The 25715-nt window shown below is 70.1% G+C and carries 34 protein-coding genes, 1 tRNA gene and 1 pseudogene; 26 read left to right on the forward strand and 10 right to left on the reverse strand.

Annotated elements, in window-relative coordinates; translation table 11 throughout:
• From GRX01_RS14865 to GRX01_RS14875, 3 genes and pseudogenes are all read left to right on the forward strand, one after another.
• Window positions 1–329: pseudogene (locus tag GRX01_RS14865) on the forward strand (hypothetical protein); the annotation flags it as partial.
• Window positions 326–706, forward strand: coding sequence for a KEOPS complex subunit Pcc1 (locus GRX01_RS14870; protein ID WP_159669237.1), 381 nt, complete (start codon window positions 326–328; stop codon window positions 704–706). The pseudogene GRX01_RS14865 and the gene GRX01_RS14870, both read left to right, overlap by 4 nt.
• Window positions 703–1344, forward strand: a complete 642-nt coding sequence (locus GRX01_RS14875; protein WP_159669240.1) for a 30S ribosomal protein S3ae — start codon at window positions 703–705, stop codon at window positions 1342–1344. Before GRX01_RS14870 ends, GRX01_RS14875 begins: the two co-directional genes overlap by 4 nt.
• Before the next feature lie 123 nt (window positions 1345–1467).
• Here the strand turns inward: GRX01_RS14875 and GRX01_RS14880 are convergent, their stop codons facing one another.
• On the reverse strand, window positions 1468–1644 hold the full coding sequence (locus GRX01_RS14880) for a hypothetical protein (RefSeq protein WP_159669243.1): 177 nt from the start codon (window positions 1642–1644) through the stop codon (window positions 1468–1470).
• A 118-nt stretch (window positions 1645–1762) separates the two neighbouring features.
• Window positions 1763–2182 carry a cupredoxin domain-containing protein gene (locus GRX01_RS14885; RefSeq protein WP_159669246.1) on the reverse strand — a complete coding sequence of 140 codons (420 nt, stop codon included), beginning with the start codon at window positions 2180–2182 and terminating at the stop codon, window positions 1763–1765.
• 99 nt (window positions 2183–2281) lie between these two features.
• On the opposite strand from GRX01_RS14885, the gene GRX01_RS14890 reads away from it, so the two are divergent.
• The gene (locus tag GRX01_RS14890; protein WP_159669249.1) at window positions 2282–3049 is read left to right on the forward strand and encodes a protein sorting system archaetidylserine synthase; all 768 of its coding nucleotides are present in this window, start codon (window positions 2282–2284) and stop codon (window positions 3047–3049) included.
• Between the two features lie 41 nt (window positions 3050–3090).
• Here the strand turns inward: GRX01_RS14890 and GRX01_RS14895 are convergent, their stop codons facing one another.
• The gene (locus GRX01_RS14895; RefSeq protein WP_159669252.1) at window positions 3091–3726 is read right to left on the reverse strand and encodes an NUDIX domain-containing protein; all 636 of its coding nucleotides are present in this window, start codon (window positions 3724–3726) and stop codon (window positions 3091–3093) included.
• A gap of 72 nt (window positions 3727–3798) precedes the next feature.
• On the opposite strand from GRX01_RS14895, the gene hisD reads away from it, so the two are divergent.
• From hisD to GRX01_RS14935, 8 genes are all read left to right on the forward strand, one after another.
• Entirely contained in the window at window positions 3799–5079 is a 1281-nt protein-coding gene (gene hisD, locus GRX01_RS14900; RefSeq protein WP_159669255.1) for a histidinol dehydrogenase, read from the forward strand.
• Window positions 5080–5185: 106 nt separating this feature from the next.
• On the forward strand, window positions 5186–5554 hold the full coding sequence (locus GRX01_RS14905) for a HesB/IscA family protein (RefSeq protein ID WP_159669258.1): 369 nt from the start codon (window positions 5186–5188) through the stop codon (window positions 5552–5554).
• 151 nt (window positions 5555–5705) lie between these two features.
• Complete coding sequence (locus tag GRX01_RS14910) at window positions 5706–5948, forward strand: DUF5816 domain-containing protein (protein ID WP_159669260.1); 243 nt, start codon at window positions 5706–5708, stop codon at window positions 5946–5948.
• Window positions 5949–6031: 83 nt separating this feature from the next.
• Entirely contained in the window at window positions 6032–6622 is a 591-nt protein-coding gene (locus GRX01_RS14915; RefSeq protein ID WP_159669262.1) for a mechanosensitive ion channel domain-containing protein, read from the forward strand.
• Between the two features lie 122 nt (window positions 6623–6744).
• On the forward strand, window positions 6745–7740 hold the full coding sequence (locus GRX01_RS14920) for a metal-dependent hydrolase (protein ID WP_159669265.1): 996 nt from the start codon (window positions 6745–6747) through the stop codon (window positions 7738–7740).
• Window positions 7741–7814: 74 nt separating this feature from the next.
• The gene (locus GRX01_RS14925; protein WP_159669267.1) at window positions 7815–8453 is read left to right on the forward strand and encodes a hypothetical protein; all 639 of its coding nucleotides are present in this window, start codon (window positions 7815–7817) and stop codon (window positions 8451–8453) included.
• The gene (locus GRX01_RS14930; RefSeq protein ID WP_321168142.1) at window positions 8450–9124 is read left to right on the forward strand and encodes a hypothetical protein; all 675 of its coding nucleotides are present in this window, start codon (window positions 8450–8452) and stop codon (window positions 9122–9124) included. Before GRX01_RS14925 ends, GRX01_RS14930 begins: the two co-directional genes overlap by 4 nt.
• 121 nt (window positions 9125–9245) lie before the next feature.
• Window positions 9246–9446 carry a dodecin gene (locus GRX01_RS14935; RefSeq protein ID WP_159669270.1) on the forward strand — a complete coding sequence of 67 codons (201 nt, stop codon included), beginning with the start codon at window positions 9246–9248 and terminating at the stop codon, window positions 9444–9446.
• A 13-nt stretch (window positions 9447–9459) separates the two neighbouring features.
• Here GRX01_RS14935 and GRX01_RS14940 read toward each other — a convergent pair whose 3' ends face one another.
• Window positions 9460–10518 (reverse strand): mechanosensitive ion channel family protein, encoded by a 1059-nt coding sequence (locus tag GRX01_RS14940; RefSeq protein WP_159669273.1) that lies wholly within the window; start codon window positions 10516–10518, stop codon window positions 9460–9462.
• Between the two features lie 129 nt (window positions 10519–10647).
• On the opposite strand from GRX01_RS14940, the gene GRX01_RS14945 reads away from it, so the two are divergent.
• The 3 genes from GRX01_RS14945 to GRX01_RS18925 all read left to right on the forward strand — a co-directional run bounded on the left by GRX01_RS14945 (window position 10648) and on the right by GRX01_RS18925 (window position 12920).
• A complete protein-coding gene (locus GRX01_RS14945; protein WP_159669276.1) occupies window positions 10648–11496 on the forward strand; it encodes a proteasome assembly chaperone family protein in 849 nt (282 codons plus the stop codon).
• A gap of 106 nt (window positions 11497–11602) precedes the next feature.
• Entirely contained in the window at window positions 11603–12640 is a 1038-nt protein-coding gene (trmB, locus tag GRX01_RS14950; protein ID WP_159669278.1) for an HTH-type sugar sensing transcriptional regulator TrmB, read from the forward strand.
• 115 nt (window positions 12641–12755) lie between these two features.
• Window positions 12756–12920, forward strand: coding sequence for a hypothetical protein (locus GRX01_RS18925; RefSeq protein WP_201289617.1), 165 nt, complete (start codon window positions 12756–12758; stop codon window positions 12918–12920).
• 77 nt (window positions 12921–12997) lie between these two features.
• Here the strand turns inward: GRX01_RS18925 and GRX01_RS14955 are convergent, their stop codons facing one another.
• Complete coding sequence (locus GRX01_RS14955) at window positions 12998–14062, reverse strand: M20/M25/M40 family metallo-hydrolase (RefSeq protein WP_159669281.1); 1065 nt, start codon at window positions 14060–14062, stop codon at window positions 12998–13000.
• Between the two features lie 133 nt (window positions 14063–14195).
• On the opposite strand from GRX01_RS14955, the gene GRX01_RS14960 reads away from it, so the two are divergent.
• The gene (locus tag GRX01_RS14960) at window positions 14196–14468 is read left to right on the forward strand and encodes a hypothetical protein (protein ID WP_159669283.1); all 273 of its coding nucleotides are present in this window, start codon (window positions 14196–14198) and stop codon (window positions 14466–14468) included.
• A gap of 18 nt (window positions 14469–14486) precedes the next feature.
• Here the strand turns inward: GRX01_RS14960 and GRX01_RS14965 are convergent, their stop codons facing one another.
• The 3 genes from GRX01_RS14965 to GRX01_RS14975 form a co-directional block, all read right to left on the reverse strand.
• Window positions 14487–15341 (reverse strand): succinylglutamate desuccinylase/aspartoacylase domain-containing protein, encoded by an 855-nt coding sequence (locus GRX01_RS14965; protein WP_159669286.1) that lies wholly within the window; start codon window positions 15339–15341, stop codon window positions 14487–14489.
• Window positions 15342–15393: 52 nt separating this feature from the next.
• A complete protein-coding gene (locus GRX01_RS14970) occupies window positions 15394–16488 on the reverse strand; it encodes a M42 family metallopeptidase (RefSeq protein ID WP_159669288.1) in 1095 nt (364 codons plus the stop codon).
• A 108-nt stretch (window positions 16489–16596) separates the two neighbouring features.
• On the reverse strand, window positions 16597–17082 hold the full coding sequence (locus tag GRX01_RS14975; protein ID WP_159669291.1) for a DUF309 domain-containing protein: 486 nt from the start codon (window positions 17080–17082) through the stop codon (window positions 16597–16599).
• 203 nt (window positions 17083–17285) lie between these two features.
• Here GRX01_RS14975 and GRX01_RS14980 point away from each other — a divergent pair, with 203 nt between their 5' ends.
• From GRX01_RS14980 to GRX01_RS14990, 3 genes are all read left to right on the forward strand, one after another.
• Complete coding sequence (locus GRX01_RS14980; protein ID WP_159669294.1) at window positions 17286–17483, forward strand: hypothetical protein; 198 nt, start codon at window positions 17286–17288, stop codon at window positions 17481–17483.
• 99 nt (window positions 17484–17582) lie between these two features.
• A tRNA-Leu gene (locus GRX01_RS14985) sits at window positions 17583–17666 on the forward strand.
• 252 nt (window positions 17667–17918) lie between these two features.
• Entirely contained in the window at window positions 17919–18188 is a 270-nt protein-coding gene (locus GRX01_RS14990; RefSeq protein ID WP_159669296.1) for a hypothetical protein, read from the forward strand.
• 135 nt (window positions 18189–18323) lie between these two features.
• On the opposite strand, the gene GRX01_RS14995 is transcribed toward GRX01_RS14990, so the two are convergent.
• Together GRX01_RS14995 and GRX01_RS15000 are read right to left on the reverse strand one after the other, a co-directional pair.
• Window positions 18324–18575 (reverse strand): hypothetical protein, encoded by a 252-nt coding sequence (locus GRX01_RS14995; RefSeq protein WP_159669299.1) that lies wholly within the window; start codon window positions 18573–18575, stop codon window positions 18324–18326.
• Window positions 18576–18722: 147 nt separating this feature from the next.
• Window positions 18723–19040, reverse strand: coding sequence for a hypothetical protein (locus GRX01_RS15000; RefSeq protein WP_321168143.1), 318 nt, complete (start codon window positions 19038–19040; stop codon window positions 18723–18725).
• 235 nt (window positions 19041–19275) lie between these two features.
• On the opposite strand from GRX01_RS15000, the gene GRX01_RS15005 reads away from it, so the two are divergent.
• The 7 genes from GRX01_RS15005 (at window position 19276) to GRX01_RS15035 (ending at window position 25704) form a co-directional block, all read left to right on the forward strand.
• Window positions 19276–20097 carry an inositol monophosphatase family protein gene (locus GRX01_RS15005; protein ID WP_159669301.1) on the forward strand — a complete coding sequence of 274 codons (822 nt, stop codon included), beginning with the start codon at window positions 19276–19278 and terminating at the stop codon, window positions 20095–20097.
• A 74-nt stretch (window positions 20098–20171) separates the two neighbouring features.
• Window positions 20172–20621 carry an Lrp/AsnC family transcriptional regulator gene (locus tag GRX01_RS15010; protein WP_159669304.1) on the forward strand — a complete coding sequence of 150 codons (450 nt, stop codon included), beginning with the start codon at window positions 20172–20174 and terminating at the stop codon, window positions 20619–20621.
• A 212-nt stretch (window positions 20622–20833) separates the two neighbouring features.
• Window positions 20834–21478, forward strand: a complete 645-nt coding sequence (locus GRX01_RS15015) for a helix-turn-helix domain-containing protein (RefSeq protein ID WP_159669306.1) — start codon at window positions 20834–20836, stop codon at window positions 21476–21478.
• A gap of 95 nt (window positions 21479–21573) precedes the next feature.
• The gene (locus tag GRX01_RS15020) at window positions 21574–21909 is read left to right on the forward strand and encodes a HalOD1 output domain-containing protein (protein WP_201289618.1); all 336 of its coding nucleotides are present in this window, start codon (window positions 21574–21576) and stop codon (window positions 21907–21909) included.
• Between the two features lie 177 nt (window positions 21910–22086).
• On the forward strand, window positions 22087–23262 hold the full coding sequence (locus GRX01_RS15025) for an HD domain-containing protein (protein WP_159669309.1): 1176 nt from the start codon (window positions 22087–22089) through the stop codon (window positions 23260–23262).
• Between the two features lie 100 nt (window positions 23263–23362).
• Entirely contained in the window at window positions 23363–24610 is a 1248-nt protein-coding gene (locus tag GRX01_RS15030; protein WP_159669312.1) for an HD domain-containing protein, read from the forward strand.
• On the forward strand, window positions 24607–25704 hold the full coding sequence (locus GRX01_RS15035) for an amidohydrolase family protein (RefSeq protein WP_159669314.1): 1098 nt from the start codon (window positions 24607–24609) through the stop codon (window positions 25702–25704). Before GRX01_RS15030 ends, GRX01_RS15035 begins: the two co-directional genes overlap by 4 nt.
• The last annotated feature ends 11 nt before the right edge of the window (window positions 25705–25715 follow it).

Consider the following 25715-nt stretch of genomic DNA (forward strand, 5'->3'; position numbering starts at 1 on the left):
GCGTGGAGGCGTCGCCGGCCGACGCGCCGGCGCTCGCCACCGCCGCGCGGCTCGTCCGCGACTACGCCTCCCCCGAGCCGGTCGCGCTCGTCGTCTCCGACGACGCGGCCGCCGCCGCCGGCGACGGGACGGTCGACGTGACGGCGGCCCTTCGAGCCGGCGTCGAGGCGACGACGGCCGAGGACCCGGACGGGTCGGGCGGCCCCGACGACACGGACCGTGACGGCGAGTCCATCGACGTGATCGGCGACGACCGCCTCGGCGAGGCCCGATTCGCCGGCGGCGACGTACAGGCGTTCATCGGCGCGTTCAGGGAGGCCCTGCGATGACCGGGGACGACCTCGCGCGCACCGCGCTGGTCGAGACGACGCACGCGGACGCCGACGTCGCGTCGACGATCGCCGCGGCGACCTCGCCGGACAACACTGACGACATTCGGACGGAGGCGGACGGAACGACGGTCACGACCCGAATCACGCGGGAGACGACCGGCGGCTTCCTCGCCTCGGTGGACGACTACCTCGTGAACCTCGCCGTGGCCGACGATGTGGTCGCGACGGGACGGGGAACGGAGGACGACGCGAACGACGCGGAACGGTTCCGCGACACCAACGACGCGGACGGCATCCGCGACACCAACGACGCGGACGGCATCCGCGACACCAACGACAGCGACACCGCAGACACGGACACACACGACACATGAGCGAACGATCAGTCTCACGACAACGACAGGGGAAACGCTGGTACACCGTCCTCGCGCCCGAGCAGTTCGACCGAGCCGAGCTCGGCGACACGATGGCCGAGGAGCCCGAACAGGTCGTCGGCCGCACGGTCGAGACCACGCTGGGCGAGATCACCGGTGACCAGGGACAGGACAACGTCAAGCTGACGTTCAAGATCACGGACGTCGGGTCGGACGCCGCGTACACGGAGTTCATTCAGCACGAGCTCACACGCGATTACCTCCGCTCGATGGTCCGCCGCGGCGCCTCGAAGGTCGACCTGCACATCACCGTGCGCACGACCGACGACTACCGCGTCCGCGTCAGCCCGGTCGCGTTCACGACGAAGAAGGCCGACCGCTCGCAGGAGCAGGCCATCCGCCAGATCATGATCGACCTGGTGGAGGACGCCGCCGAGGAGCGCTCCTTCTCGGAGCTCATCGACTCCGTCGTCGAGGGTCGCCTCTCGTCGGCGATCTACGGCGAGGCGAAGACGGTGTACCCGCTTCGCCGCGTCGAGGTCCAGAAGCTCTCACTCGAGGCGCGGCCCGAGGAGATCGCCGCGGAGGAGGAGACCGCCGTCGACGTGGACGACGACGACGTCGCCGTCGACGAGTAGACGACCGACCACCGACGTTTTTGCCGGCGGAACTCTCCCGGACAGCGACGCGCGGTCGCGTTCGAACAGCGACGCCCGAGCGTGCCAGCGCCGCGTTGTCCGAGGTGACACCACGTAGGCGAGTTACAACGCCACGTGACGGGTGATGAGCGCCACGTCCGCCGACCCGCACTCCGGGCACTCGTCGACGACGGCGCCGACCGGCGCCCGCACGCGCTCGTCGCAGCCGCGGCACCGGTACAGGTCCGCGCGCTCGGGGACCAGCAGGGTGGCGATCCGGTCGACGATCCCGGTTGACATAGCACTGTTAACATTCAACACGATAGGATAAACGTGTTGTGCCGGACCGGAGCTCGATTGGACCGGGGGACCCGATCGTCACGTCCGAAGACGAGTCCGGAACGGCGGATTCCGAGCGTTACTCCTCGACGCGGACGACCCCGACCATTCCCGCCTGTTCGTGCGGGATGCAGTAGTACGTGTAGTCCCCGGGGACCTCGAAGGTGTGTTCGAAGCGCTCGTTCGCGGAGATGGCTCCCCGGTTCCCGTCCCACGCGTCCGCGGCGGCCGCCTCGGAGTCGTACCCGCCCGTGGCGAAGTAGTCGGCGTTCTCGGGGATCTGCTCCTCGTACGCCGTCACCGAGTGTGCACGCGTCGAGGTGTTCTCCCAGACCAGCGTGTCGCCGACTGACACCGTTATCTCGTACGGGCGGAACGCCTCGGCGGTCATGCCGACGTCGTAGTCGTCGCCCGCGGATCCCGGGAGAACGGCCGCACACCCGGCCAGCGGGAGCGAGGCGGCGGCGCCGGCGGTCGCGAGGAAGCGGCGTCGGTCCATGGTCGAACGGTAGGAGCGGATCGCTTTATGCCGATCGGTCCGGGCGTCGGATCGGATGGAAAGCCATACGACCGGCCACGCCGTCGGCCCGACTGAACCATGAGCGACCGGCCGCGCTTCCTCTCCCGGTTGGGGCTGGCTGACGCCGTCACCGCCGGGAACGCCGCCCTCGGGACGCTCGCCGCGGCCGCGGTGGCGTTCGACCCGACGATCGCGGCGCGGCTGGTGCTCCTCGGGGCGGTCGCCGACGGACTCGACGGCGTGGTCGCGCGCCGGTACGGCGGGACCGCGATCGGCCCCCACCTCGACTCGCTGGCGGACGTGGCCTCCTTCGGCGTCGCCCCCGCGCTGATCGTCGCCGCGACGGTGACCGGGGCCTACCCGTTCGAGTCGTCGCCCCTGCTGTTCGTCGCCGGGCTGGTCGTCCCCGCTGTCTACGTCGCGCTCGCGGTGATCCGGTTGGCCGTGTACAACGTCGAGGACGAGGGGGCGAAAACGACCCACGGCGTCCAGACGACGCTCGCGGCGACGGTGATCGCTGCGTCCGTGCTCGCGGGGCTGGACTCGCCCGTGGTGGTGTTGAGCCTCGCCGCAGTGTCGGCGCCGCTGATGGTGACGCCCGTCAGGTATCCCGATCTCCACCCGCAGGACGCCCTCGTGATGGGGGTCGTGCAGGCGTGCGCGATCCTGTTCGCGGGGATGGCCGGCGAGTCGTTCGCGTTCGCCCTGCTGTTTCTCGCGCTCGGCTACCTCGTGCTCGGACCGCGCTTCTACTGGCGCGACGTGAGCGAGTCGGTGGGGGAACCCGACGAGGGCGCGAACGGATCGCCAGATGGCGACGGGGCCGATCCCGAACCCGGCGCCTAGCTCGGCCGCGTGTCGAACGGCCGCTCGTCGAACGCGAATGGCTATCCGACGATCCGGTCGTACACCCGCTCGGTCCAGTCACCACCGTAGATCCCCTCCGGAAGGCACTCGCGCCACTCAACCCCGCGGACGGTCTCGTCGTCGTCACCCAACGCGGCGAGGTCCACCGGAAGCGTCGACTCGGTCGCCCGGAGCTCGAAGTGCACGACGCGGAACGGGGTGTCCGGGACCGCCTCGGCGGGGGACGCCTCGTCGGCGGCCGGTCCGTCCGCCGCCGCAATGACCTCGTCGTGGATCGCGTGCGGCCGAACCGCGTCGGCGGCGACGCCGGTCTCCTCGCGGACCTCGCGCTCGACCGTCGACGCCAGCGGCTCGTCGGGGAGGGCCGTGCCGCCGGGGAGCGCCCAGCCTCGGTCCGCGAGGTCGACGACGAGCACGCGGTCGGCCGGGTCGAGCACGACGCCGGCGGCGACCCAGCCCTCCCGGATCGCCTCGTTTTCGGTCCGAAGCCGGCGAAGCGCCTCGGGCGAGCGCGTCGACTCGACCCTGTTCACGATCAGGTCGTCGTGCTCGCGGCGCGGGTCCCGTGCGGGGAAACCCTCCGCGGGTTCGCGGGGATCGTCGGGGTCGCCGGGACCCACAGGGTCGGCACCGGCCGAGGCGGGGTCGTCGCTCATGCATCGACCAGCCGGCGCGACTCGGATACGCGTTCCGGGAACGGTTTACCCCCGCCCCTCCAGAACGTACACATGAACCCGAGACAGGTCGCCGACCTCTCGCCGGACGAGCGGCGGGCGTTCTTCGAGCGCGACGCCGGCGTCGACGCCGTCCGCGGGGACGTTCGCGACATCGTCGAGCGCGTCCGCGACGAGGGCGACGCCGCGCTCCGGGAGTTCTCCCGCGAGTACGACGGCGTCGAGGTGGCGAACATCGACATCACCGACGAGGCCGAGCGCGCGGTCGAGGCCGTCGACGACGACGTGCTCGCGGCGATCCGCGAGTCGATCGCGAACGTCCGCGAGTTCCACGAGGCACAACTCCCCGAGGACTGGACCCGGGAGTTCGAGGACGGCCGCGTGCTCGGAAAGCGGTTCCGTCCCCTGGACCGCGTCGGCGTGTACGTCCCCGGCGGCACCGCCGCGTACCCGTCGTCGGCGATCATGGGCGTCGTGCCGGCGACGGTGGCCGGCGTCGACCACGTCGCCGTCGTGACGCCCCCCGCCGAGGAGATCAACCCGGCGACGCTTGCGGCGATCCACGAGGCGGGCGCCGACGCCGTCTACTCGGCCGGCGGCGCCCAGGGGGTTGCCGCGCTCGCGTACGGCACCGAGACGGTCACGAGCGTTCGAAAGGTCGTCGGGCCGGGCAACAAGTGGGTCACCGCGGCCAAGGCGGAGGTCCGCGGCGACGTCGAGATCGACTTCCTCGCCGGCCCCTCCGAGGTGCTGGTGCTGGCCGACGAGACCGCCGACCCCGCGGCGGTCGCCGCCGACCTGATCGCGCAGGCGGAGCACGACCCGAACGCCTCCGTCGTCGCGGTGACGGACGACGAGGCAACGGCCGACGCCGTCTGTGCGGAGATCGACACGCGGGTCCCCGAGCGCGAGCGGACCGAGACGATCGAGTCCGCCCTCGACAACGACGCCTCCGGCGTGCTCGTCGCCCGCTCGATGTCCGAGGCGGTGCTGTTCGCCGAGGAGTACGCGGCCGAGCACCTCTCGATACAGGCCGACGACGACGAGGCGCTGCTCGACCGGATCTCGAACGTCGGCTCGGCGTTCCTCGGCGGGTTCACCCCCGTTGCGGCGGGGGATTACGCCTCGGGGACGAATCACGTGCTGCCGACGAACGGCGGCGCGAAGGCGTTCGGGGGCCTGTCCACGGACACGTTCCTGCGCTCGTCGACCGTACAGCGGCTCTCGGAGGACGGGCTTCGTGACCTCTCGGGGACGGTGACGGCGCTCGCCGAGGCCGAAGGGCTGGAGGCCCACGCCGAGAGCGTCCGGACGCGCTTCGAGGACGAGAATTAGCCGGACCCTTACCCACGAGTGTGCAGCGCTGCCCCCGAAACGTCGCTACCGGCGAGGCGTGCGAGTCGGCGTCAAGGTTTTACCCGAGTACGGGGATCGCCTAGACATGAGTACTGACGCGTCCGGAGGAGGCGAGCTCGACACCGCCGTCACGGTCACGCCGTCGGCGGCGGAGGAGGCGGTCTCGCTGATGGAGAGCGAGGGGATGGACGTGGACGTGGGTGGGCTTCGCCTGTTCGTCCAACAGGGTGGCTGTGCGGGGCTGTCGTACGGCATGCGCTTCGACAACGAGCCCGAGGAGGACGACCGCATCACCGAACAGCACGGGCTTCGGGTGTTCGTCGACCCGGCGTCGATGAACTACATCGGCGGGTCGACGCTCGACTACGAGTCCGGGCTGCAGGCGGCGGGCTTCCACGTCGAGAACCCGAACGTCGAGGCCGAGTGCGGCTGCGGCGAGTCGTTCCGGACGTAAGCCGACCGGTCAGCCCCTCGTTTCCTCGGACCGCATTTCGACGCCGACCCTCGTCCGCTCGCGGACGCTGTTCTCGTCCGTGCGCGGCGTTGTTCTCGTCCGAGCGACGTCGACCCAGACTGTTTAACAGCCGGCGCCGCCTCTGTAGGATATGACTCTCGACGCCGTCGAAACGGCCGCCGGAGAGCTGTACGTCGACCGCGCTGACGGCGAGCGCGGATCGAAGTCGCCATTCTACCACGTGTACGCCGACGAGGCCGGCGAGACCAGATGGGGATACTTCTGCGGGAACTGCGAGACGGTGAACAACGCGATGGACTCGATGGGGCGCATCGAGTGCAACGAGTGCGGCAACATGCGCAAGCCCGAGGAGTGGGACGCCGCCCACGAGTAGCGTTGCCGAGGGAGCGAGGCGAGCGGGACGAAGCTACGGGGAACGAACACGGAAGATAAGTGGCAGCCGGTCGCAGTCGGCCCATGCTCGAACTCCCCCTCGCTCAGTCGGGAACAGCACTCGTACGCGAGGCGATCGAACGGTTCCTCACCGACGTCGCCGACGCCCTGCCGAACGTCATCGCCGGCGTCGTCTTCCTGCTCATCGCCGGCATCGCGATGAAGGTGCTCATGACGGTCCTTCGGGAGGCCCTGAAGCGGACCATCGCCGGCGAATCGCCCGTCTACCGGCAGTTCGTCGCCACCATCGTCGCGGTGTTCCTGTGGTTCGGCGTCGGCCTCTCGTTTCTCTCCATCGTCGGCCTCGACGGGATCGCCACCTCGCTGGGCACGGCCGCGGGGTTCGTCGCGCTCGGCATCTCCTACGCCACGTCGGGAATGATCGCCGACGCGGTCGCCGGCGTCTATCTCCTGCGTGACGAGGACTTCAACCCCGGCGACACCGTCGATATCGGCGGCACGGTCGGCGTCGTGAAGTCGATCGAGCTCCGCAAGACCCGCCTCACGGTCGACGAGGACACCGTGGTCCGCGGGAACGCCGAGATCGAGAAGAAGTGGACGAAGATCGGCGACGCCGTCACGGACCAGGAGATCCCGTCGTCCGCGGGCGACTGAACGGGCGGGCCCCGGACGGAGCGTGACCAGCGGATCGGTCGTCGCTCAGACCAACGTGACCTGTGTTACCATGTCAAGCCTTCTGCCGCGAGTTTAAATCCGATGAGGTGGTAGTGTTCCCTATGTTCGTGGGTCACGCGCTGGCGGCGTTCGCACTCGTCGCTGTGGTCGCCCGCCGCCTCGGCGAGCGACCCGCGCGTGCGCTCACGTTCGGCGTCGTCGCGGCGCTGTTCGCCGCCGCTCCCGACGTGGACATCGGCTACGCGCTCGTCGGCGTCGTCTCCGGCCTCGGCGCCGAGGCGGGGGCGCTCGGACTCGCCGAGTCGTTCTGGTCGACGGGGAACCTCGTCCACCGTTCCGTCACCCACTCGCTGGTCGTCGCCCCCGTCGTCGCGCTGGCGGCCGCGGCGTGGGTCGACGGCCGCGCGAGCGCCAAGGCGGTCGCGCTCGCGCTCGTCGCCGGGCTGGTCGCGGTTACGGCCACCGTCAGCGGCGCGCTCGGCGCCGTCGTCACGGTCGCGTTCGTCGTCACCGCGCTCGCGCTGGCGGAGGCGATCCGGCGTCGGACCGACCTGACGCCGCGAGCGACGTTCGCGCTCGCGCTCGCCGGCCTCGCCTCGCATCCCTTCGGCGATCTGTTCACCGGGGAGCCGCCCGCGTTCCTCTACCCCCTCTCCGCCGACGTGGTGACCGCCCGCGTGTCGCTGTCGGCGGACCCGACCCTCCACCTGCTCGGCGCGTTCGCGCTGGAGTTGGCAACGATCTGGGCGGCCGCGCTGGTGTGGAGCCGCCTCCGCGCCGAACGGGACGGTCGGCAGACCCACATGCTCGACGTTCCGCGTCGCGTCGACCCGCTCGCGGTCGCCGGCGCGGGCTACGCCGCCGGCGCGTTCATCATCCCGGCGCCGACGCTCGATCTCTCGTATCCGTTCGTCTTCACGGTGCTCGCGGTCGGCGCCGTCGGGATCGCGCCGGTGCGGATCCGCCGCCGAGGCCGTGCGGCGCTCTCGCCTGAGTTCGCCCGTCCCGGGGCCGAGCGCGCCCTGTTCACTGGCCTGACGGCGGTGACGTTCGCGTGGCTCGGCTACCTGCTCGCGTACCTCGCGGGCGTCGCCTGAACTCCCGGAGCGGCGGCGGATCCCCGGGCGGGCAGGTCGACCCTTTTAAAATGCATCCCTCCTTAGCGGGTTCCATGACGCAGTCGGGGCTCCGGGCCGTCGTCGAGGAACGACGCACGAACGCGGTGATCGGCTGGACGATCCTCGCGTTCCTCGCGGCCAGCGGAGCGAGAGAGCTGCTGTCGGGAGAACAGGTGTGGGGAGCGCTCGTGCTCGCGCTGGTCGCGATCGCGATCGTGCCTCCGGTCGCGTTCCGTTCCGCGACGGCGATGCTGCCGTGGGAGGTGTTGGGGCTGGCGTCGCTGCCGGCGATCGGCCGGACGCTGATCGTCGGTGAGACCGTCGGCGGGATCACGTTCTCGGGACGGGTGACGACGTATCTCGCGGTCGCCACGGTCGCGCTCATCGTCGCCGTCGAGCTGAACCTGTTCACCCCCGTCCGCATGACCCACTCGTTCGCCGTCTTCTTCGTGACCATCGCGACGATGGCCGCGGCGGGCGTGTGGGCCGTCGTGCGGTACTTCTCGGACACGCTCCTGGGCACTATGCACATGCTCAACGGGCGACCGGAACACGCGATCGAGACGGCGCTGATGTGGGACTTCGTCGCGGCAACGGTCGCGGGGATCCTCGCCGGTCTGCTGTTCGAATACTACTTCCGTCGCCGCAACACGGGGGCGGAGCGGGTCGACCTCGAGGTGACCGAGGCGTGAGAGTCCGCGACGTGCTCGGAGTCTCCGCCGAGAGACAGCGACAGGCGACCCGCGTGATGCAGGTGTTGATGGTCATGTTCCTCGGGATCGGGATCGAGCGCGGCTCGACGGGGCTGATCGTCAACGGCCTCGTCGCGCTCGGGGTGACGTTCCTCCCCGCGGCGCTGGAGCGCGAGTACGACCTCCCGATGGACGCCGGACTGACGCTGTGGATCACCACGGCCGTCTTCCTGCACGCGCTCGGCGTCGCCGGGGTGCCGGGCGTCACCGGCAACCTCTACGCGGAGGCGAGCCCGATACCCTTCTGGGACCACATCACCCACGCGCTGTCGGCGTCGGTCGTCGCCGCGGTGGGCTACACCGTCGCCCGGGCCGTCGACGAGCACACCGAGTCGGTGTACCTGCCGTCGCGGTTCATGTTCGTGTTCATCCTGACGTTCGTCGCCGCCTTCGGCGTGGCCTGGGAGGTGCTCGAGTTCGCGATCGGAGGGATCGCCGCCGCCGTCGGCTCCGGGAGCGTCCTCACCCAGTACGGGCTCGAGGACACGATCTACGACCTCGTGTTCGACCTCGTCGGGGCCGTGATCGTCGCCGTCTGGGGGACCGCCCACCTCACCGACGTGGCGGGCGCGGTGACCGAGCGGATCGACCGTCGCCGCGAGACGCGCTGAGGAGGGGACGGCAGGAGGGGGCGACCTCGTCCGCCCGGCGCACCCCGGCGGCCGGCCGTGCCCGGGCTCGACCGAGCCCGCGGACACCTTTTTGGGTCCCGCCGGAGATCGTTCCTGTGAGATGGTCTTCAAGAAGATCACGTTGATCGGCCGGAGCAACGAGAGTTTCGACGACGCCGCGGACGACGCGATCGACCGCGCCGAGGAGACGATCGACGACGTCCACTGGGTCGAGGTGGAGGAGTTCGGCGTCGAGGTCGCCTCCGCGGACGGTCGGGAGTATCAGGCGGAGGTCGTGGTCGCGTTCGAACTGCAGGAGTGAGGCCGTCGGGGACTCAGTTCTCCCCGGGCCCGGAACCCGCGCCGGAGCCGTCGGCGACGCCGTCGCCCTCCGTGACGTGCGACTCGTGGGTCGCACGCTCGTGTGAGACGGTTCCCTCCTCGCGCATCGCCACCTGCGCGACGCCGCTGGTGTCGTCGAACACGAGGTGACTGTGGGGGTAGGCGAACTCCACGTCGATGGAGTTGTCGTCCTCGAGGATGTTCCAGACCGCGGTCTGGACCTGCGATCGGACGGTCAGCGGCTTGAACGGGTTCTTGGCCCAGTAGCGCAGAGTGATCTCGACGCCGTGATCGCCGAAGCTGTCGATGTAGCAGGTGGGCCTGGCGGGGTACCGTGCGACGCCGATCCGGATGTCGGGGCCGCCCTCGATCACGGCCTCACAGGAGGCGGCCGCACGCTCGATCAGGCTCCGGGCGCGGTCGACGTCCGACTCGTAGGTGATGAGGATCGGCAGCGAGAGTCGCGTGCGCTCGTCCTCGGCCGAGAGGTTCGTGACCCGGTGGTCGCGGATGTAGGAGTTGGGGATCACCTCGAAGGTGTTGTCGACGGTGAACACCTTCGTGTAGCGGAGGGTGATGTCGTCGACGAACCCCCGCGTGCCGTCCGGGAGTTCCACCATGTCGCCGATCTCGAACGGCTGGTCCGCGAGCACGAACACGCCGCTGATGATCGACCCCACGATCGGGGCGAGGACGACGGCGACGACCGCCGAGAACACCGTGACCGAGAGGACGATGTTGCCCAGCTCCACGCCCGCCGCGGAGAGGCCCGCCGCGCCGAACAGCAGGACGACCACCAGCCGGATCCCCCTGAGGATGACGTGCGCGACCGACTCGCGGGCGAACCGGCGGGCGACGGGCCGCCCGAGCAGGCGGAGCGCGTAGGTGGAGACGACCGTCCCGAACGCGAGAAACAGGACGACCACGGCGATCGCGACCCCGGGAACGGCCAGCGCCGACTGGTAGGCGTCCCCCAGCCGATCGAACAGACTCGTGATCGCGGTCGCGAGCGGCGTCGCGGTCGCCACTGCCGCGGTCGTCCCCGGGTGCATATCGCGGGGGTCGGCACCGACCCGAAAAAGCGTTCCCCTAACGCCGTCGGGCGGGGTCGTCGGCCGTTCGATCGCCCGGCGAACGGAACGCCCGGTACTGCTAACACGGGCTCGCCCGTACCGAACTCCATGAGAGAAACCGTCGAGGGGACGACGTTCCACGTCGCGACCGAGCGTGAGCCCGCAAGTACCGTCATCGGTGGGTTCTCCCAGTTCGGTCTCGCGGGGCTGACGGCGGTCGACTTCCTGGTGGATCACCTCGAACTCGAACAGACCGGACACCTCAGCGCGGAGGGGCTCCCGACGATCACCCCGTTCGAGAACGGACGACCGCGGCACCCAACGCGGCTGTTCTCCCGGGACGACCTCGACGTGACCCTCCTCGTGGGGGAGCTGTTCGTCCCGAACTCGCTCGCGGAGCCGTTCTCGCGGGCGGTCCTCGACTGGACCGAGCGGGCGAACGTCGACGAGATCGCCGTCCTGTCGGGCGCGCCCTTCCCCCACGAGCCGACGGAGCACCACACGTTCTACGTCGCCAGCGACGACTATCGGGCGATGCATTTCCCCGAGAGCGACCCCGACGACGATCGCGGGGAGGCCGCCGCACCGGACACGGCCGGTGCGACGGATGCGACGGACACGACCCACGCGACCGATACGACCGACTCTGTGGACCCGGGGACCGTTCGCCCGATGGCGAACGGCTTCCTCGACGGAACGAACGCGGCGTTGCTGGCCCGGTCGATGGAGTCGGACCTTCGCGGGTGCGTGTACGTCACGCCCGTCCACCCGCAGACCCCGGACGTCGACGCCGCCATCCGGCTCGTCGAGGCGGTCGAGGAGGTGTACGGACTGGACGTCGACACCGGCCCCCTCGAGGCGTTCGCCTCGCAGGTCGGCGACTACTACCGATCGCTGGCCGACCGGCTGGAGGAACAGGCCGAGGAGGAGCAGCCGTCCGACCGCATGTACATGTAGCCGGCGAGGACGACACAGCTCCGACGACGTTCTGGTACGACCTTTCGAAAACGGATACTACTCGCATTTCAGTAAAACCCTTAGGGGCGGGTGCAAACAGGGAGGTATGACCGACGATCTCAGGACGACGATGGAGCGGGTCGGCGAGCGGTTCAACCTCGGCGAGTACGAGATCGACGCGTACCTCGCCGTGTTGGAACACGGCGAGCTCACGGCGTCGGAGATCGCCACCGAGACCGACATCCCGCAGCCGCGCGTGTACGACACGGTCCGGAGCCTCTCGGACCGCGGTCTGGTGGAGCTGCGGGAGTCGCGGCCGATGAAGATCGTCGCGGTCGACCCCGACGAGGCGTTCGGCGACATCCGATCGTCGCTGTCGGAGATGGTGGACGAACTGGAGGCGCGATACACCGCCCCGACGCGGGACACCGAGGCGGTGTCGCTGGTGAAGTCGCGCTCGACGATCCTGCGGTATCTGGAGGAGGTGATCGAGTCGGCCGAGTACGAGCTGGCCGTCTCGCTGACGCCGGACCTGCTCCGACGGTTCCGCGACGCGCTCGAGCGCCGCGTCGACGACGGCGTCGCCGTCGAGTTGCTCGTGACGCCGGCCTCGCGAGCCCCGTCGCCCGCGGAGTTCGACTACGACGCGGTCGCGACCGAGACGCGGAGCCGCCGCGGGATCACAACGCCCGTCATCGCGGTCGCCGACGGCGAGTACTCCGTGTACGCGACCCAGGACGCCCTCAGGGACGATCGCGACCGCTACGGCGTCATCTTCAACCGCTCGGCGCTGGGGTTCCTCGTGAGCGGCTTCTTCGGGACCGTCCTGTGGTCCACCGCGGAGACCGTCGCGACCGACGGGGAGGAACGGCCGTTCCCCCGCACGTACGCGTCGATCCGCCGGGCGGTGAAGGACATTCACGAGGTCGGCGGCGAGTTCGAGGCCTCGATCTCCGGTCGGGACGTGGAGACCGGGAACGAGATCCGCGTCGAGGGGCCAGTCGTCGACTACGAGTACGACGCCTCCGAGCAGGTCGCCTCGTTCACCGTCGACGACCCCGACGGCGGCCGGGTCAGCGTCGGCGGCCTCGTCGCCGCCTTCGAGGACGTCGAGGGACAGGAGATCGAACTGCGGCGGCGGTAGTCGAACCGCACCTGCGGCGGTCGTGCGCTACCGAGGGGGGTCGAACCGGCCGAACGTCCTGTCGCCGTGAGAACGGCGGAAACCGACAAGTGCGTCGGCGACGACCTGTCAGTCGATGGGTCTGTCCTGGTCATCCCTGTCGGACGACATCGCCCCTTCCACCGTCCTCGTCGTCGGCTTCCTGCTGTTCGTGTTCCCGGAGCCGGCGACCTCGGCGTTCGGAGCCGGACTGTTGCTGTTGGGCGCGGCGTGGTGGTTCTACGAGTGGGACCGTCCGTGACCCCCGCGCCGTCCCCCGCGGGGCCCCCGTTCCGGTGAAGGACCGTCGGTCCACGGGCACGCGTCGTCGACCGACGGTCAGATGTCGACCGTGAACGGCGCGTAGTCGGGCGCCCGTTCGGCCATCGTGCCGAACAGATCCGCGACGGCGACGAGGTCGGCGGCGTCGATCACCTCGACGGGCGTGTGCATGTAGCGGTTCGGGATCCCGACGTTCAGCGAGGGGATCCCCCCGCGGGTGGTGAAGAACGCGTCGGCGTCGGTCCCAGTGCGGATGCCCGACGCCTGCAGTTGGGTGTCGATGTCGTCGGCGTCGGCGGCCGCGCGCGCCAACTCGACGACGCGGGGGTGGTTCGCGGACCCGCGGGCGACGACCGGCCCGCCCCCGAGTTCGACCGGCCCGCGGTACTCGTCGTTCACGTCGGGGTTGTCCGTCGCGTGGGTCACGTCCGCGGCGACGGCCACGTCCGGATCGAGGTCGAAGCCGATCATCTCCGCGCCGTTGAGCCCGATCTCCTCCTGAACCGTCGAGACGGCGTACACGGTCGCGTCGACGCCCGCCTCGACGGCCCGCCGGAGCCCCTCGGCGACGGCCCACGTCCCCACGCGGTTGTCCATCCCGCGGGCGGCGACCCGGTCGCCGTGGAGGTCGTGGACCGTCGAGGAGAACGTCACGGGGTCGCCGACCTCGACGAGCTCCCTCGCCTCTGCCTCGTCCTCGGCGCCGACGTCGACGAACTGCTCGGCCACGTCCTCGATCTCGTCGTCCTCGGGGTCCCGGAGGTGGATGGCGGTCTGCCCGATCACGCCCTGCACCGGGGTGTCGGCGGCGTGGACCGTGACGTGTTGCCCCTTCGAGACGGTCCGATCGGAGCCGCCGACGCGGGTGAGGCGAAGGAACCCCTCGTCGGTGATCCGCCGGACCATGAACCCGATCTCGTCGGCGTGACCGGTGAACGCGATGCGCGGCCCGTCGCCGTCGCCCTCGTGGACCGCGACGGCGTTGCCGTACGCGTCGGTCCACACGTCGTCGGCGAACTGCCGGACGTAGTCGACCCAGACGCGCTGACCGTCGGTCTCGAACCCCGAGGGTGAGGGGGTCGTGAGCAGGTCATCGAGGAACGCCCTGCGGGTTGAATCCATACCGGAGGTCCGCGTCCGAGCCCAAATGAAGCCGCCGGTCCCGGCGACCGACTGCGGGACGGGCGATCGGGCCAGTTCCCGGCGGGGTGACACGATCCAAACGAATAACCGGATACCGGACCATCTGTAGGGCATGGCGAACTACACGCTGTTCGAACTGCACTTCCACGACGGGATCGACGTCGGCTCCTCCTCGCTTGGGGGCGCGACGGGCGACGACGACGAGGCGGAACCCCTCGAGGCGGACGACGCGGACGGGGACGACGGGTCGTCCGGACTGGGCAAGGCCGTGGGGGTCCTCGCGGTCGTCGCGGTACTCGTCGCGCTCGCCGTCGGCGCGAAGAAGGTGCTGAGCGACGACCTGGAACCGATCGAGGAGCTCGACGATCTGGACGACGAGATCTGAGCCGGACCGCCCCGAGGCCTACGCGGATCGATCGGCCAGCACGCCGACGCGGTCGGCCGCGTAGCCGAACACGTCGTCGTAGCCGTACGGCGACATCAGCGCCGGATAGAACGACTCGTCGGCGGTGAACACCTCGCCGTCGGCGGCCGCGAACCGTTCGCCGACGGTCACCTCGGCGAAGTTCTCGACGAACACCTCGTACTCGTCGGCCGCCGGCTTCGCCACGGCGTCGACCAGTTCGAACACGTCGACCGAGTTCGAGCCCCCGTACTGTTCGCTCTTGAGTTCGCCGCCGTCGGCGGCGTGTTCGGGGCCGGTCCCCGTGGGCGGCGCCGTCGGGAGCGCGCCGGTCGCGGCGAGGAACTCGCGTACCAATCGGTAGCCGTTCTCGGCGGCGGTGTCGGTCCCCTGGAGCCCGCACTCGACCTCGATCGTGTGCGGGTGCTGGACGAGCCGGCCCTCCGCGAGCCCCTCCGTCTGTAGCAGCTTCGACACCGAGAGGTGCGGGACGATGGCGCGGGCGATCTCGTCGACGGTCTCGGCGACCGCGAACGGCTCGGCGGTCGACTGGGTCGAGTGGAGGGCGAGCACCGTGGTCCCCTCGAGTTCCGCCATGAGGTGGTGTGCCAGCTGTGACTCGTGGGTGTCGCCGTTCGGGTCTCCGGGAAACGCGCGGTTCAGGTCCTCCTCGGTGTAGCGGACGCCCGCCTCGATGGCCGCCTCGTTCGCGACGATCAGCTTCACCGGACGCTCCACGTCGGGGTCGGCCGCGAGCAGTCGGTCGACGGCCCGCGGTCCGCAGGGCTCGTCGCCGTGGATCCCGGCGACGACGGCCACCTCGGGAACGCCCTCGCCGAGCTGGTGAACTTGCATACCGTCTGTCGGTCGGGGACGCATTTGAGCGTCGTGGTTCCGGAGCCGGCGCTCAGGGCTCGAATCCGCCGTTGATCCCGCCGTCGTCGACGTCGCTCGCGGCGGTGCCCGTGGCAGACCACAGACCCGTCGCCCCCGCCTCGGCGACCGTCACGAGCAGGTCGACCGTCGCAGCGAGGTCGCCGACGTGGGCCGTCTCCACCGTCGAGTGGTGGTATCGAACCGGGATCGAGACGGCGCCGACGGGCGTCGACCCCGCAGCCGTCTGGAGCGCGCCCGTATCGGTCCCGATGTTCCCGGCGACCTCGCGCTGGAACGACACGTCCCGATCGTCCGCGAGTTCCTCGAGCCGCTCGACGACGGACGGCGTCGGCACGACGGTCGCGTCCTTGTGCTTGATCGCGACGCCGTCGCCGAGCGTCGTCACGCGGTCGGCGGGGGCGACCCCCGGAACGGCGCGTTCGAGCGTCCCGTCGACGGCGATCGCCACGTCCGGGTCGACGTCGACGCCGACGCCCTCGGCACCGCGAAGGCCGACCTCCTCCTGTGTCGTCGCGACGTAGTGGACAGTCGCGTCCGGTTCCGCACGGGCCGCCGCCCGGAGCACCGCCCACACGCCCGCGCGGTCGTCGAGCGACTTGCCGCTCACGCACTCGCCGATGCGCTCGGTCGGGGCGCGCATCGTCACCGGATCGCCGACCGAGACGCGCTCGCGCGCCGCCTCGGCGTCGAGTCCGAGGTCGATCGCCACGTCCTCGACGTCCTGTTCGGACTCGGTGTCGCGGACGTGTGCCGGGACCGCGCCGACGACGCCGTCGACCGGGTCCTCGCCGTCGTCGGCGTGGACTCGAACGCGAGCCGAGCGGAGGATCTCGGGGTTCCAGCCGCCGAGCGGGCTCACCCGAACGAACCCGTCGTCGTCGACGTGGCGAACCATGAACCCGATCTCGTCCATGTGCGCGGCGATCAGGAGTTCCGGGGCGTCCTCGTCGCCCTCGACCGTACCCACGACGTTCCCCATGGCGTCGGTCCGGAGGCGGTCGACGTGTCCGTCGAGTTCGTCGGCGACGAGTTCGCGCGGTTCCGTCTCGAAGCCGACGGGACCGTGGGACTCCGTGAGTTCGCGGAGGAGGCCGAAGCCGTTCATGGCGGTCGAACCGTCCGCGTGGCGAAAAGTGCGGGGGTCGCGGCTGTCGAGGGTGGTGGCCGGACAAGACCGGACCGGACCGGACGGGGACGGAGTGCGCTCCCTCGCTCAGTGCTCCAGCGACTCGACGTACTCGTAATCCGCCTCGTACGCGGTCGCGCGCTGTCCGTCGAGTTCGATCTCCCAGCCGTCGAGTGCCGTCGGGTCGTCCAACGCGCGATCGAGAGTCCCGCGCACGTCGTCGACGGCGACGCCGTAGAAGTCGGCGGGGACCCCCTCGAGGTACCCCAGCGCCGTCTCGAAGAGGCTGCGCATGCCGTCGTCGTTCTCGAAGTCGACGTGCTTGTACGCGCCGGCGGCGACCTGCACCATCCCGTGGAGGAACGCGCTCTCGACGGAACCGCCGCCGTAGTTGTACCACTCGTCCTCGAAGCAGTCGTGCGACTCGTGGTAGTCGCCGGCGTTGAACAGCCGCACGCCGTGTTCGGTGGCTCGGCGGAGGGTGGCGTGTTCCCAGACGCGCTCGTCGGCGCGCCAGCCGGTCGGGTTCCCCAACGGCGGCGCGACGCTCATATCGCGCGTGTGGTCGTCCATGTGGAGGAGTCCGCGCGCGAGGGCCCTAACACCATCGTCGATCGGAGGAGACGGGTCGACGCGGTCGGGGAACCCGACGAACGGTTTTACTGTCGTCGGCGCCGAGTGGTTCGTATCCGATGGCTCTACTGCGACGAGTGGCGGCGTGGGTGCGGTCGATAGGGAGACGGGCCCGACGCGACGCGTCCCGGACGTGGCGCGTGTTGAGCGATCCCGGGGCGCGCCCGGCCGTGCTGTACGCCCTCGCGCTCGCCGCCGCGGGGGCGAGTTTCCTCCTGTTTCTCACGGGCGACGGCGGGAGCCCCGACGGTGTAGAGTTCGGACTCCTCATGGGGTCGTTCGGGACCGTGTTGTACATGTCGCTGCGACAGGCGGGATCCGCACCTCGCCGGGGTCGGTGACGGGGCGTCGACAGCACGGGAGCACATGGACGAGGCGTCGCCGGCAGCCGTCGAAAACCGGAGCATTAACCCGCCGGGGAGTCGTCCGCGGAACTGCGTGCGAGGGTAGCCAAGCTCGGAAACGGCGGCGGACTCAAGATCCGCTCCTGTAGAGGTCCAAGGGTTCAAATCCCTTCCCTCGCATCGCCGGGGTCCACCCCCGTGATGCGGAAGACGCTCGCGGAGCGCTCTTCCCTCGCAAAACTCACTCGGAACACCGGTGAGCGACAGGTGTACCGTGGACTCGATATCCGTCCCTGTAGCCGCCCCACCATCGCGGCGACCGACTGCCGAACGGGAACGTGAAGAATGCGGCGTGACCCGCCGCGGTCGAACCTGCGTTTTGGCTTGCCTAAATTCCGAAAGCGACTTGTATTGTTAGGTTGGCCTAAACCTATGTCACGGAGAGCGAACCGGGCCGAGGGCCCGTTCTCGACCGGCAATGAGGATCCCGACGGATCGACGGAACGACCGGCGGACGGTCGGTCCACGATGCTCGCGCGGACGTGGGCCATCACGGGTCGGTACGACGATCCCGCCGACCACGGGATCCCGGAGCTCCCCGAGTGGGGTGTCGGCCGGACCGGTGGTCGGCTGTCGTTCCTCCCGGAGGAAGGGGGCGAACCGTTCATCAGCGCCGGGAACCCCGTTCGGGCGCGACGCTGATCGGGGAGGAACCCACCTCATCACGGTCGGTGCCCGTCGATTGCACGTACCGTTCGCGGGCGATCGAGAGAACGCGGTCGACGGATGGCGGTGTCGGGTTCAGCCGAGCGTTCGTCGGACGGTCGATCGGAGCCGTTACTCGCCGCCGTCGGTCGCGACGCCGAGCAGCTCGTCGGCGACGCGTCCCGCCTCCGCCGGATCCGGTCGCGAGCCGTCGCGGACCTCGTCGCCGAGGACGGTCGCGAGGTCGGCGACGTCGTCGCCGCCGCCGGCGGCGTGGACGCGCTCGAACGCCGGTCGGTAGCCGGCCGCACAGCGTCGTCCGCCGTCGGTCGTCGTCGCGTCGATGACGTACTCGATCTGCTTGACCGCCTCGCCTGGGCGCATGGAGGATCGATCCACGTACTGCGGCTTAAGTTCGGTCTGAGTCGTATTCGAGTAAACAGTCTTCAGCCCCGCTCCCGGCGGATATCGCCTGATCGGTGTCGAACCACAACTCGCGTTCGAGTAGTCGATCCCGCGACGCCGAACCCCTCACGGGAGCCGCCTGCGCATCGCGTCGAGGTACTCGGCGGCGACCGGCGGATCGTCGGCCGCGAGGTCGGCGACGCGGTCGCACCCGTGAACGAGCCGTCGCCTGTGCTCGCCGTCGGGCAGCTTGTTGCGAGCCACCGTTCGAACCGTCTCGACGGCGGCGACGGCCTCCTCGGGTCGTCCGTCCCGGACGGCGACGCGGGCCGACTCCACCAACTGCGTGAGCACCGACTCGACGTCGGCCGGGAGATCGTCCGGGTCCACGGGGGCCGGGAGTCGGGGGATGTCGCTCCGCTCGACCTCGTCGTCGTCGGACACGTTCGAGAGGTAGTCACACCCGAGAATAAAACTCTCGCGGGACGCGAGGCGCGACCGCGGCCGGCATCCGGCGGTCGAACGACCCACCGATCGAGTCGTCGACCATCGGAGACCCGCGTCCGAGGTGGGCCCGCGACCGCCTCGTCGACCCGAATCCGGCGATGCCCCGCGACTCGACCTCGACACGCCGTCCGGAACCGACGGCTATTCCGGGCTGGTGCCCGAGGGGGTGCGCATGACAGCGCAGGGCTCCGAATCCGAGGCCGACCGAGCGGCGGTCGCGGAGGCGGCCGCGCGGGCGGGGGCGGCCGTCGCGGGCGAGCGGTTCCGCGACGGCATCGACGTGGAGCAGAAGAACGGGAAGACGGACGTGGTGACGGAGGCGGACCGGGCGGGACAGCGGGCCGTCATCGAACGGATCCGCGAGGACTACCCGGACGACGCCATCGTCGGCGAGGAGGAGGACGAGCTGAAGTCGGTGCCCGACACCGGTGCCGTCTGGGTGATCGACCCCATCGACGGGACGAACAACTACGTCCGCGACATCAGGGCGTTCGCGACGGCCGTCGCCGCGGTCGTCGACGGCGAGCCCGTCGCGGCCGCGAACGTCCTGCCCGCGATGGACGACGTGTACGTCGCCGACGCCGATGGAACGTCCCGGAACGGGACGCGCGTGACCGTCAGCGACCGGACGGACCCGGAGACGGCGGCGGTGTCGCCGACCGTCTGGTGGGACTTCGACGCCCGCGACGAGTACGCCCGCGCGTGCGCCGAGATCGTCGAGCGCTTCGGCGACATGCGGCGGTTCGGCTCCGCGCAGGTGACGCTCGCGATGGTCGCCGAGGGGGCGCTCGACGCGACGATCACGAACGTCGACTGCAACCCCTGGGACACCGTCGCCGGCGTCCACATGGTTCGGACCGCCGGCGGCACGGTGACCGATCTCGACGGCGAGCCGTGGCGCCACGACTCGTCGGGACTGGTCGCCTCGAACGGCGGCGTGCACGAGGAGGCGCTGGCGGCCGCGCGGGCGGTCCGGTCGGTGGCCGAGCAGTAGCCGGTCGAACGCGAACGAGCGGCACGGGTCACGCGAACCCAAACCGCAAAGGTGCAGAGGCGGCAGATGCCGCTATGGAACTCGACGACACCGACCGAGAGATCCTCCGGATCCTCCAGGAGGACGCGCGGACGCCGTTCAGCGAGGTGGCGCGTCGGATCGACATGTCGAGCGCGACGGTCCACGACCGGGTCTCGCGCTTGGAGGAGGCGGGCGTGCTGCGAGGGTACCGCGCGGAGGTCGACCCGAAGGCGCTCGGCTACGGCGTCTCGGCGTTCGTCGGGCTCCGGGTGCGACAGGGCCACGAGGAGGAGGCGCTCGAGACGCTTCGGGCCGTCGAGGGCGTCCGCGAGGTGCACCTCACGACGGGCGAGTACGACGTGATGATGCGGGTGTACGCGGAGTCGACCGACGACCTCCGCGACCTGATGTTCGGCCAGATCGCGACGATGGACGGGTTCGACCGGTCGCAGACGATGGTGATCCTCGGCACGGACTACGAGGAAGTCGGCGTGCCGATCTGAGGTTCGCCAGTCAGGGGTGCGCGACGGGCGCCCATCGAATCCGTATATCGATGCCCGCGTCGGGTGGCGGCCGGCCGGTACCCACACCGCGGGCTCGTGCGCATATCGCCTCCATCGCGTATCGCCTCCATAGGTGAGTATCGTGCCCGTACGGAAGCAGGGTCGCGTCGTACGCCCCGGCTACTAATCCATCCGGAGTGCCGCCGTCCTCCATGTCGACTGTCGCTGAGTTCACTATCGTCCCCGACGACTTCCCCCTCGGGAGCCTCATCGCGAACCGACCGGAGGTGAGGATACGTCTGGAACAGGTCGTGCCGACCCGTTCCGACCCGATCCCGTACTTCTGGGTGTACGGCTCCGATTCCGAGGAGATCGTCGAGGCCCTCCGGGACAGCCCCGAGGTGAAACGGACCCAGGTGGTCGATGACGTGGACGGGGAGCTCCTCGTCCGCGTCGAATGGAACCCCAGCGCCGACGGGATCATACGTGTCACCCGTGAGACGAACGTCACCCTCGTGTCCGCGGAAGGAACGGACGAGGGGTGGACACTGGAGGTCAGAGGAGACGACGCCGATGCGATCAAGGAGTTTCAAGCGAAGTGCAGGGAGTCCTCGATCCACCTGGAGTTACGGACACTCCATACGCTGATGCCGCTCGTGGGGTCCGACGAGTACACCCTCACCGAACGACAGCGCGACGCGCTGATCGCCGCATACGAGCGAGGGTACTTCGACTCGCCGCGACGGGTAACCCTCGAGGAGTTGGGATCGGAGTTCGGAATCACGGGACAGTCCTTCGGGTCCCGCCTTCGACGAGGGACGAACCGGCTCATCAAAGCCGCCCTCGTCGACCTCTGAGGTGACAACCGGGTCCCCTGTGGGTGACCCGTCTAAATACCTTCTTCATGTGAAGGAGAACAGTTCAACCCGGGACCTCTCGTAGTACGGCTCGTATGCGGTACAAAGACATGGGGAGGCAGACCGGTTCCGCTGTCGGAAGCGCCGTCGATGTCAGCAACGGGATGGCGGTAGTCGATCGGACGGCCATCGAGGGGACCGACGCGACCGCGATCCTCGCGGTAGTGGCCAGGGTCGCCTCCGTCAGTGGAGTGGATCCACTCGAACTCCCTCCGCTGTACGACGTGATCGATCCCGACGCGTTGAACGCGATATTCTCCGGTCGAGCGGAGGACGGATCCGACGGCGGGGTCACGGTCTCCTTCGAGTACGCGGATCATCGCGTGCGCGTTTCCGGGTGCGGAACCGCGACCGCGACTCCCCTGAAGTAGCGACGGTACACGGCCTCCGACGGCCCGCTGTGACGGTGGTGAGCGGTTCGTGAGAGCGTCGCTCTGGAACCGGTCCCGGACGCGGGTGCGGTGAAGCCGACAGTTCCGACCGCGGGAATATCGGGCTCGACACCGACACGACTACACGCCCACCCCCGCCTTCTTCGATAGACCGACATGAAGGCGATCAAGGACAGCGTCCACGACTACATCACCCTCGACCCCGTCGCCACCGATCTCCTCGACACGCGCACCGTGCAGCGGCTGCGCCACATCAAGCAGCTCTCCACCGTCCGGCTCGTCTACCCCTCCGCGTCCCACACCCGCTTCGAGCACTCGCTCGGGGTATACCACCTCGCCGACCGCGCGCTCGAGTACCTCGGTGTCGACGGCGACCGCGCGCGACACCTCAGGGCCGCCGCCCTCCTCCACGACGTGGGCCACGGTCCCTACGGCCACCAGACCGAGGAGGTGATCCGCCGCCGAACCGGCGTCGACCACGACGAGCTCGGGGACCTCCTCGGCGACACGGACGCCGGCGAGGTGCTCCGCGACCACGGCCTCTCGATCGACCGCGTCGCCGCGATCGTTCGCGGCGAGGGGGAGCTGGGACAGCTCGTGTCGGGGGAACTGGACGTCGACCGGATGGACTACCTGGTGCGCGACGCCCACCACACCGGCGTCCCCTACGGCACCATCGACCACGAGCGCCTCGTCCGCGAACTCACGTACCGGGACGGGGCGCTCGTGCTCGCCGAGGGCAACGTCCAGACCGCCGAGTCGCTGCTGCTCGCGCGGGCGCTCATGGACGCGACCGTCTACCGACACCACGTCTCTCGCGTCGCAGGCGCGATGCTCGAACGCGCCTCCGAGCGACTCCTCGAATCGGACGCCGGAATCGACGTGCACCGGTTCCGTCGGATGGCCGACCACGATCTGCTCGTCGCGCTGCGCGAGGACGTGCCCGAGCTCGGCGAGCGCATCGAGTACCGCGACCTGTACAAGCGCGCGATCTGGGCGGACCTGTCGGCGACGCCCGCGGACGTGGTCGAGCTCGATCACGCCGACGAGCGCGCGGCCGAGCGCGAGATCGCCGACCTCGCCGACGTCGACGACCGCGAGGTGATCGTCGACGTGCCCGGCCGGCCGACGTTCACGGAGGCCGGCAGCCGCGTCGTCGTCGACGGCGTCCCACAGCGCCTCGAGGACGCGTCCGAACTCGTCCCCGGACTCCGGGCGTCCCAACGTGCCGGCTGGCGGATGGGCGTGTACGCGCCCGCCGAGCACACCGACGCGGTCGCGGCCGCCGCCGAGGACGTGCTCGGCGTCCGGGCGGGACCGATCAGGGACTGACCCGGGGCCGGGCGACGCCCGCCACCGCTCGCGGCTCGGTCGGGTCGTCGGGGGCCGCGTCGCCCACAGTTTATGAACGATGCCGGCGAAGCGCGGGTCAATGACGACGATCAAGGACTCCGTCCACGACCATATCTCCGTGGACGGGGTCGCCGAGGACCTCCTCGACACGGGGCCGGTCCAGCGGCTTCGGCGGGTCGCCCAGCTCGGGACGGTGAAGCTGGTGTATCCCTCCGCGAACCACACCCGGTTCGAGCACTCCCTCGGGGTGTACCACCTCGCCGACCGCGCGCTCGACTCGCTGGGCGTCGGGGGGATCGAGGCGGAGCGCGTCCGCGCGGCCGCGCTGTTGCACGACATCGGCCACGCGCCGTTCTCGCACAACGTCGAGGAGCTGATCCACCGTCACACCGGGCTCTATCACGACGACGTGACCGACCTGCTCGTCGACACCGAGGTCGGCGACGTGCTCGCCGACCACGACCTCGACCCCGAGCGGGTCGCTGGACTCATCGCCGGCGAGGGGCAGTACGGACAGTTGGTGTCGGGGGAACTGGACGTCGACCGGATGGACTACCTGGTGCGCGACGCCCACCACACCGGCGTCCCCTACGGCACCATCGACCACGAGCGCCTCGTCCGCGAGCTGACGTTCGCCGACGGGAACCTCGTGCTCGACGAGGGGAACGTCCAGACCGCCGAGTCGCTGCTGATGGCGCGGGCGCTGATGACGCCGACCGTGTACGCCCACCCCGTCGCGCGGATCTCGAAGGCGATGCTCCGCCGGGCGACCGAGCGCCTGATCGCGACGCCGGACATCTCCGCCGAGCGCGTCCGTCGGATGGACGACTACGACCTGATCGGCGCGCTGCGGATGACCCCCGAGACGGAGGCGTTCGCCGACCGGTACGACCGACGCGACCTGTTCAAACGCGCCGTTTGGGCCGAGTACGACGACACCCCGGACTCGCTTCGCGAGGGGGACCACGGGACGATCCGCGATCTGGAGGCCGACATCGCCGAGCGCGCCGCGGTCGACCCGTCGGAGGTCGTCCTCGACGTGCCGGCGGCGCCGTCGATGACGGAGTCGACCTCGGAGGTGCTCGTCGGGGGGAAGGTCCGCCGGCTGGGCGACCACTCGCCGCTGGTGAGCGCACTGCGGACCGCTCAGGAGCAGCAGTGGCGCATGGGCGTGTACACCCTCGCCGACGCGACCGACCGCGTCGGGAAGGCGGCCGTCGACGTGCTCGGTCTCGACATCGATGGAACGCTCGTCTCGGACGTTCGCCAGCGAGTCCACGCGACGCTCGACGAGTTCGAGACCGGCGGCGCGGGGACCGGCGAATGAGCCGCGAGCGCGACGGGGAGGCAACCGCCGAACGGGGGAGTACCGACGGGGAGACCGTCGACACCTCCGGTGTCACCACCTACGAGGGGACGATCCTCGTCGGCAGCGACTTCGAGGCGGTCGAGGGGCGACTCGTGGTCGAGGACGGGACGGTCGCGGCGATCGAGGAGGCGTCGGTCGCCAGCGACGACATCGTCTGCCCGGCGTTCGTCAACGCCCACACGCACATCGGCGACTCCGTCGCGAAGGAGGCCGGCGGTGGGCTCGACCTCGACGACCTCGTGGCGCCGCCGGACGGGCTGAAACACCGGATCCTCCGGGACACGCCCACGGAGGAGAAGGTGGCGGCGATGCGGCGTTCGCTGCGGTACATGCACGCGACGGGGACGACCGCGCACGTGGAGTTCCGCGAGGGGGGCGTCGCCGGCGTCGAAGCGATCGAGGCCGCAAGCGACGGCCTGCCGGTCGAGTCGGTCGTCCTCGGCCGGGAGACGGTCGAGGCGATGGAGCACCCGTTCGCCGCGGGCTTCGGCGCCAGCGGCGCCCGCGACGCCGACTTCGACGCCGAGCGCAACGCCACCCGGCGCGCGGGGAAGCTGTTCGGCATCCACGCGGGCGAGCGCGACTCGCTGGACGTCGGGGCCGCGATGGATCTCGACCCGGACCACATCGTCCACATGGTCCATCCCGACGAGACGCACCTCGACCGGCTCGCGGACGCCGAGTGGCCCGTCGTCGTCTGCCCGCGCTCGAACCTCGTCACGGGGGTCGGCGTTCCCCCCGTTCGCGAACTGCTCGACCGCACGACCGTCGCGCTGGGCACGGACAACGTGATGCTCAACGCCCCCTCGATGTTCCGCGAGATGGAGTTCGCCGCCAAGTTCACCGACGCCTCCGCCGTCGAGGTGCTCCGGATGGCGACTGTCAACGGCGCCGAGATCGCGGGGCTCGACTGCGGCGTGCTCGCGGAGGGCCGACCCGCCAGCCTGGTCGTCCTCGACGGCGACAGCGACAACCTCGCGGGCGTCCGCGATCCCGTCCGCGCGGTGGTTCGGCGGGCGGGCGAGGGCGACGTGAAGGCGGTTCGCCCGTAGCAACACGTTCA

The organism is Halobaculum saliterrae, from assembly GCF_009831625.1.
GTDB lineage: Archaea > Halobacteriota > Halobacteria > Halobacteriales > Haloferacaceae > Halobaculum > Halobaculum saliterrae.

Bases quoted from the DNA above. Each gene is read 5' to 3' on its own strand.
- GRX01_RS14870 (WP_159669237.1), top strand. From the start codon at position 326: ATGACCGGGGACGACCTCGCGCGCACCGCGCTGGTCGAGACGACGCAC.
- GRX01_RS14875 (WP_159669240.1), top strand. From the start codon at position 703: ATGAGCGAACGATCAGTCTCACGACAACGACAGGGGAAACGCTGGTAC.
- GRX01_RS14880 (WP_159669243.1), bottom strand. From the start codon at position 1,644: ATGTCAACCGGGATCGTCGACCGGATCGCCACCCTGCTGGTCCCCGAG.
- GRX01_RS14885 (WP_159669246.1), bottom strand. From the start codon at position 2,182: ATGGACCGACGCCGCTTCCTCGCGACCGCCGGCGCCGCCGCCTCGCTC.
- GRX01_RS14890 (WP_159669249.1), top strand. From the start codon at position 2,282: ATGAGCGACCGGCCGCGCTTCCTCTCCCGGTTGGGGCTGGCTGACGCC.
- GRX01_RS14895 (WP_159669252.1), bottom strand. From the start codon at position 3,726: ATGAGCGACGACCCCGCCTCGGCCGGTGCCGACCCTGTGGGTCCCGGC.
- hisD (WP_159669255.1), top strand. From the start codon at position 3,799: ATGAACCCGAGACAGGTCGCCGACCTCTCGCCGGACGAGCGGCGGGCG.
- GRX01_RS14905 (WP_159669258.1), top strand. From the start codon at position 5,186: ATGAGTACTGACGCGTCCGGAGGAGGCGAGCTCGACACCGCCGTCACG.
- GRX01_RS14910 (WP_159669260.1), top strand. From the start codon at position 5,706: ATGACTCTCGACGCCGTCGAAACGGCCGCCGGAGAGCTGTACGTCGAC.
- GRX01_RS14915 (WP_159669262.1), top strand. From the start codon at position 6,032: ATGCTCGAACTCCCCCTCGCTCAGTCGGGAACAGCACTCGTACGCGAG.
- GRX01_RS14920 (WP_159669265.1), top strand. From the start codon at position 6,745: ATGTTCGTGGGTCACGCGCTGGCGGCGTTCGCACTCGTCGCTGTGGTC.
- GRX01_RS14925 (WP_159669267.1), top strand. From the start codon at position 7,815: ATGACGCAGTCGGGGCTCCGGGCCGTCGTCGAGGAACGACGCACGAAC.
- GRX01_RS14935 (WP_159669270.1), top strand. From the start codon at position 9,246: ATGGTCTTCAAGAAGATCACGTTGATCGGCCGGAGCAACGAGAGTTTC.
- GRX01_RS14940 (WP_159669273.1), bottom strand. From the start codon at position 10,518: ATGCACCCGGGGACGACCGCGGCAGTGGCGACCGCGACGCCGCTCGCG.
- GRX01_RS14945 (WP_159669276.1), top strand. From the start codon at position 10,648: ATGAGAGAAACCGTCGAGGGGACGACGTTCCACGTCGCGACCGAGCGT.
- trmB (WP_159669278.1), top strand. From the start codon at position 11,603: ATGACCGACGATCTCAGGACGACGATGGAGCGGGTCGGCGAGCGGTTC.
- GRX01_RS18925 (WP_201289617.1), top strand. From the start codon at position 12,756: ATGGGTCTGTCCTGGTCATCCCTGTCGGACGACATCGCCCCTTCCACC.
- GRX01_RS14955 (WP_159669281.1), bottom strand. From the start codon at position 14,062: ATGGATTCAACCCGCAGGGCGTTCCTCGATGACCTGCTCACGACCCCC.
- GRX01_RS14960 (WP_159669283.1), top strand. From the start codon at position 14,196: ATGGCGAACTACACGCTGTTCGAACTGCACTTCCACGACGGGATCGAC.
- GRX01_RS14965 (WP_159669286.1), bottom strand. From the start codon at position 15,341: ATGCAAGTTCACCAGCTCGGCGAGGGCGTTCCCGAGGTGGCCGTCGTC.
- GRX01_RS14970 (WP_159669288.1), bottom strand. From the start codon at position 16,488: ATGAACGGCTTCGGCCTCCTCCGCGAACTCACGGAGTCCCACGGTCCC.
- GRX01_RS14975 (WP_159669291.1), bottom strand. From the start codon at position 17,082: ATGGACGACCACACGCGCGATATGAGCGTCGCGCCGCCGTTGGGGAAC.
- GRX01_RS14990 (WP_159669296.1), top strand. From the start codon at position 17,919: ATGTCACGGAGAGCGAACCGGGCCGAGGGCCCGTTCTCGACCGGCAAT.
- GRX01_RS14995 (WP_159669299.1), bottom strand. From the start codon at position 18,575: ATGCGCCCAGGCGAGGCGGTCAAGCAGATCGAGTACGTCATCGACGCG.
- GRX01_RS15005 (WP_159669301.1), top strand. From the start codon at position 19,276: ATGACAGCGCAGGGCTCCGAATCCGAGGCCGACCGAGCGGCGGTCGCG.
- GRX01_RS15010 (WP_159669304.1), top strand. From the start codon at position 20,172: ATGGAACTCGACGACACCGACCGAGAGATCCTCCGGATCCTCCAGGAG.
- GRX01_RS15015 (WP_159669306.1), top strand. From the start codon at position 20,834: ATGTCGACTGTCGCTGAGTTCACTATCGTCCCCGACGACTTCCCCCTC.
- GRX01_RS15020 (WP_201289618.1), top strand. From the start codon at position 21,574: ATGCGGTACAAAGACATGGGGAGGCAGACCGGTTCCGCTGTCGGAAGC.
- GRX01_RS15025 (WP_159669309.1), top strand. From the start codon at position 22,087: ATGAAGGCGATCAAGGACAGCGTCCACGACTACATCACCCTCGACCCC.
- GRX01_RS15030 (WP_159669312.1), top strand. From the start codon at position 23,363: ATGACGACGATCAAGGACTCCGTCCACGACCATATCTCCGTGGACGGG.
- GRX01_RS15035 (WP_159669314.1), top strand. From the start codon at position 24,607: ATGAGCCGCGAGCGCGACGGGGAGGCAACCGCCGAACGGGGGAGTACC.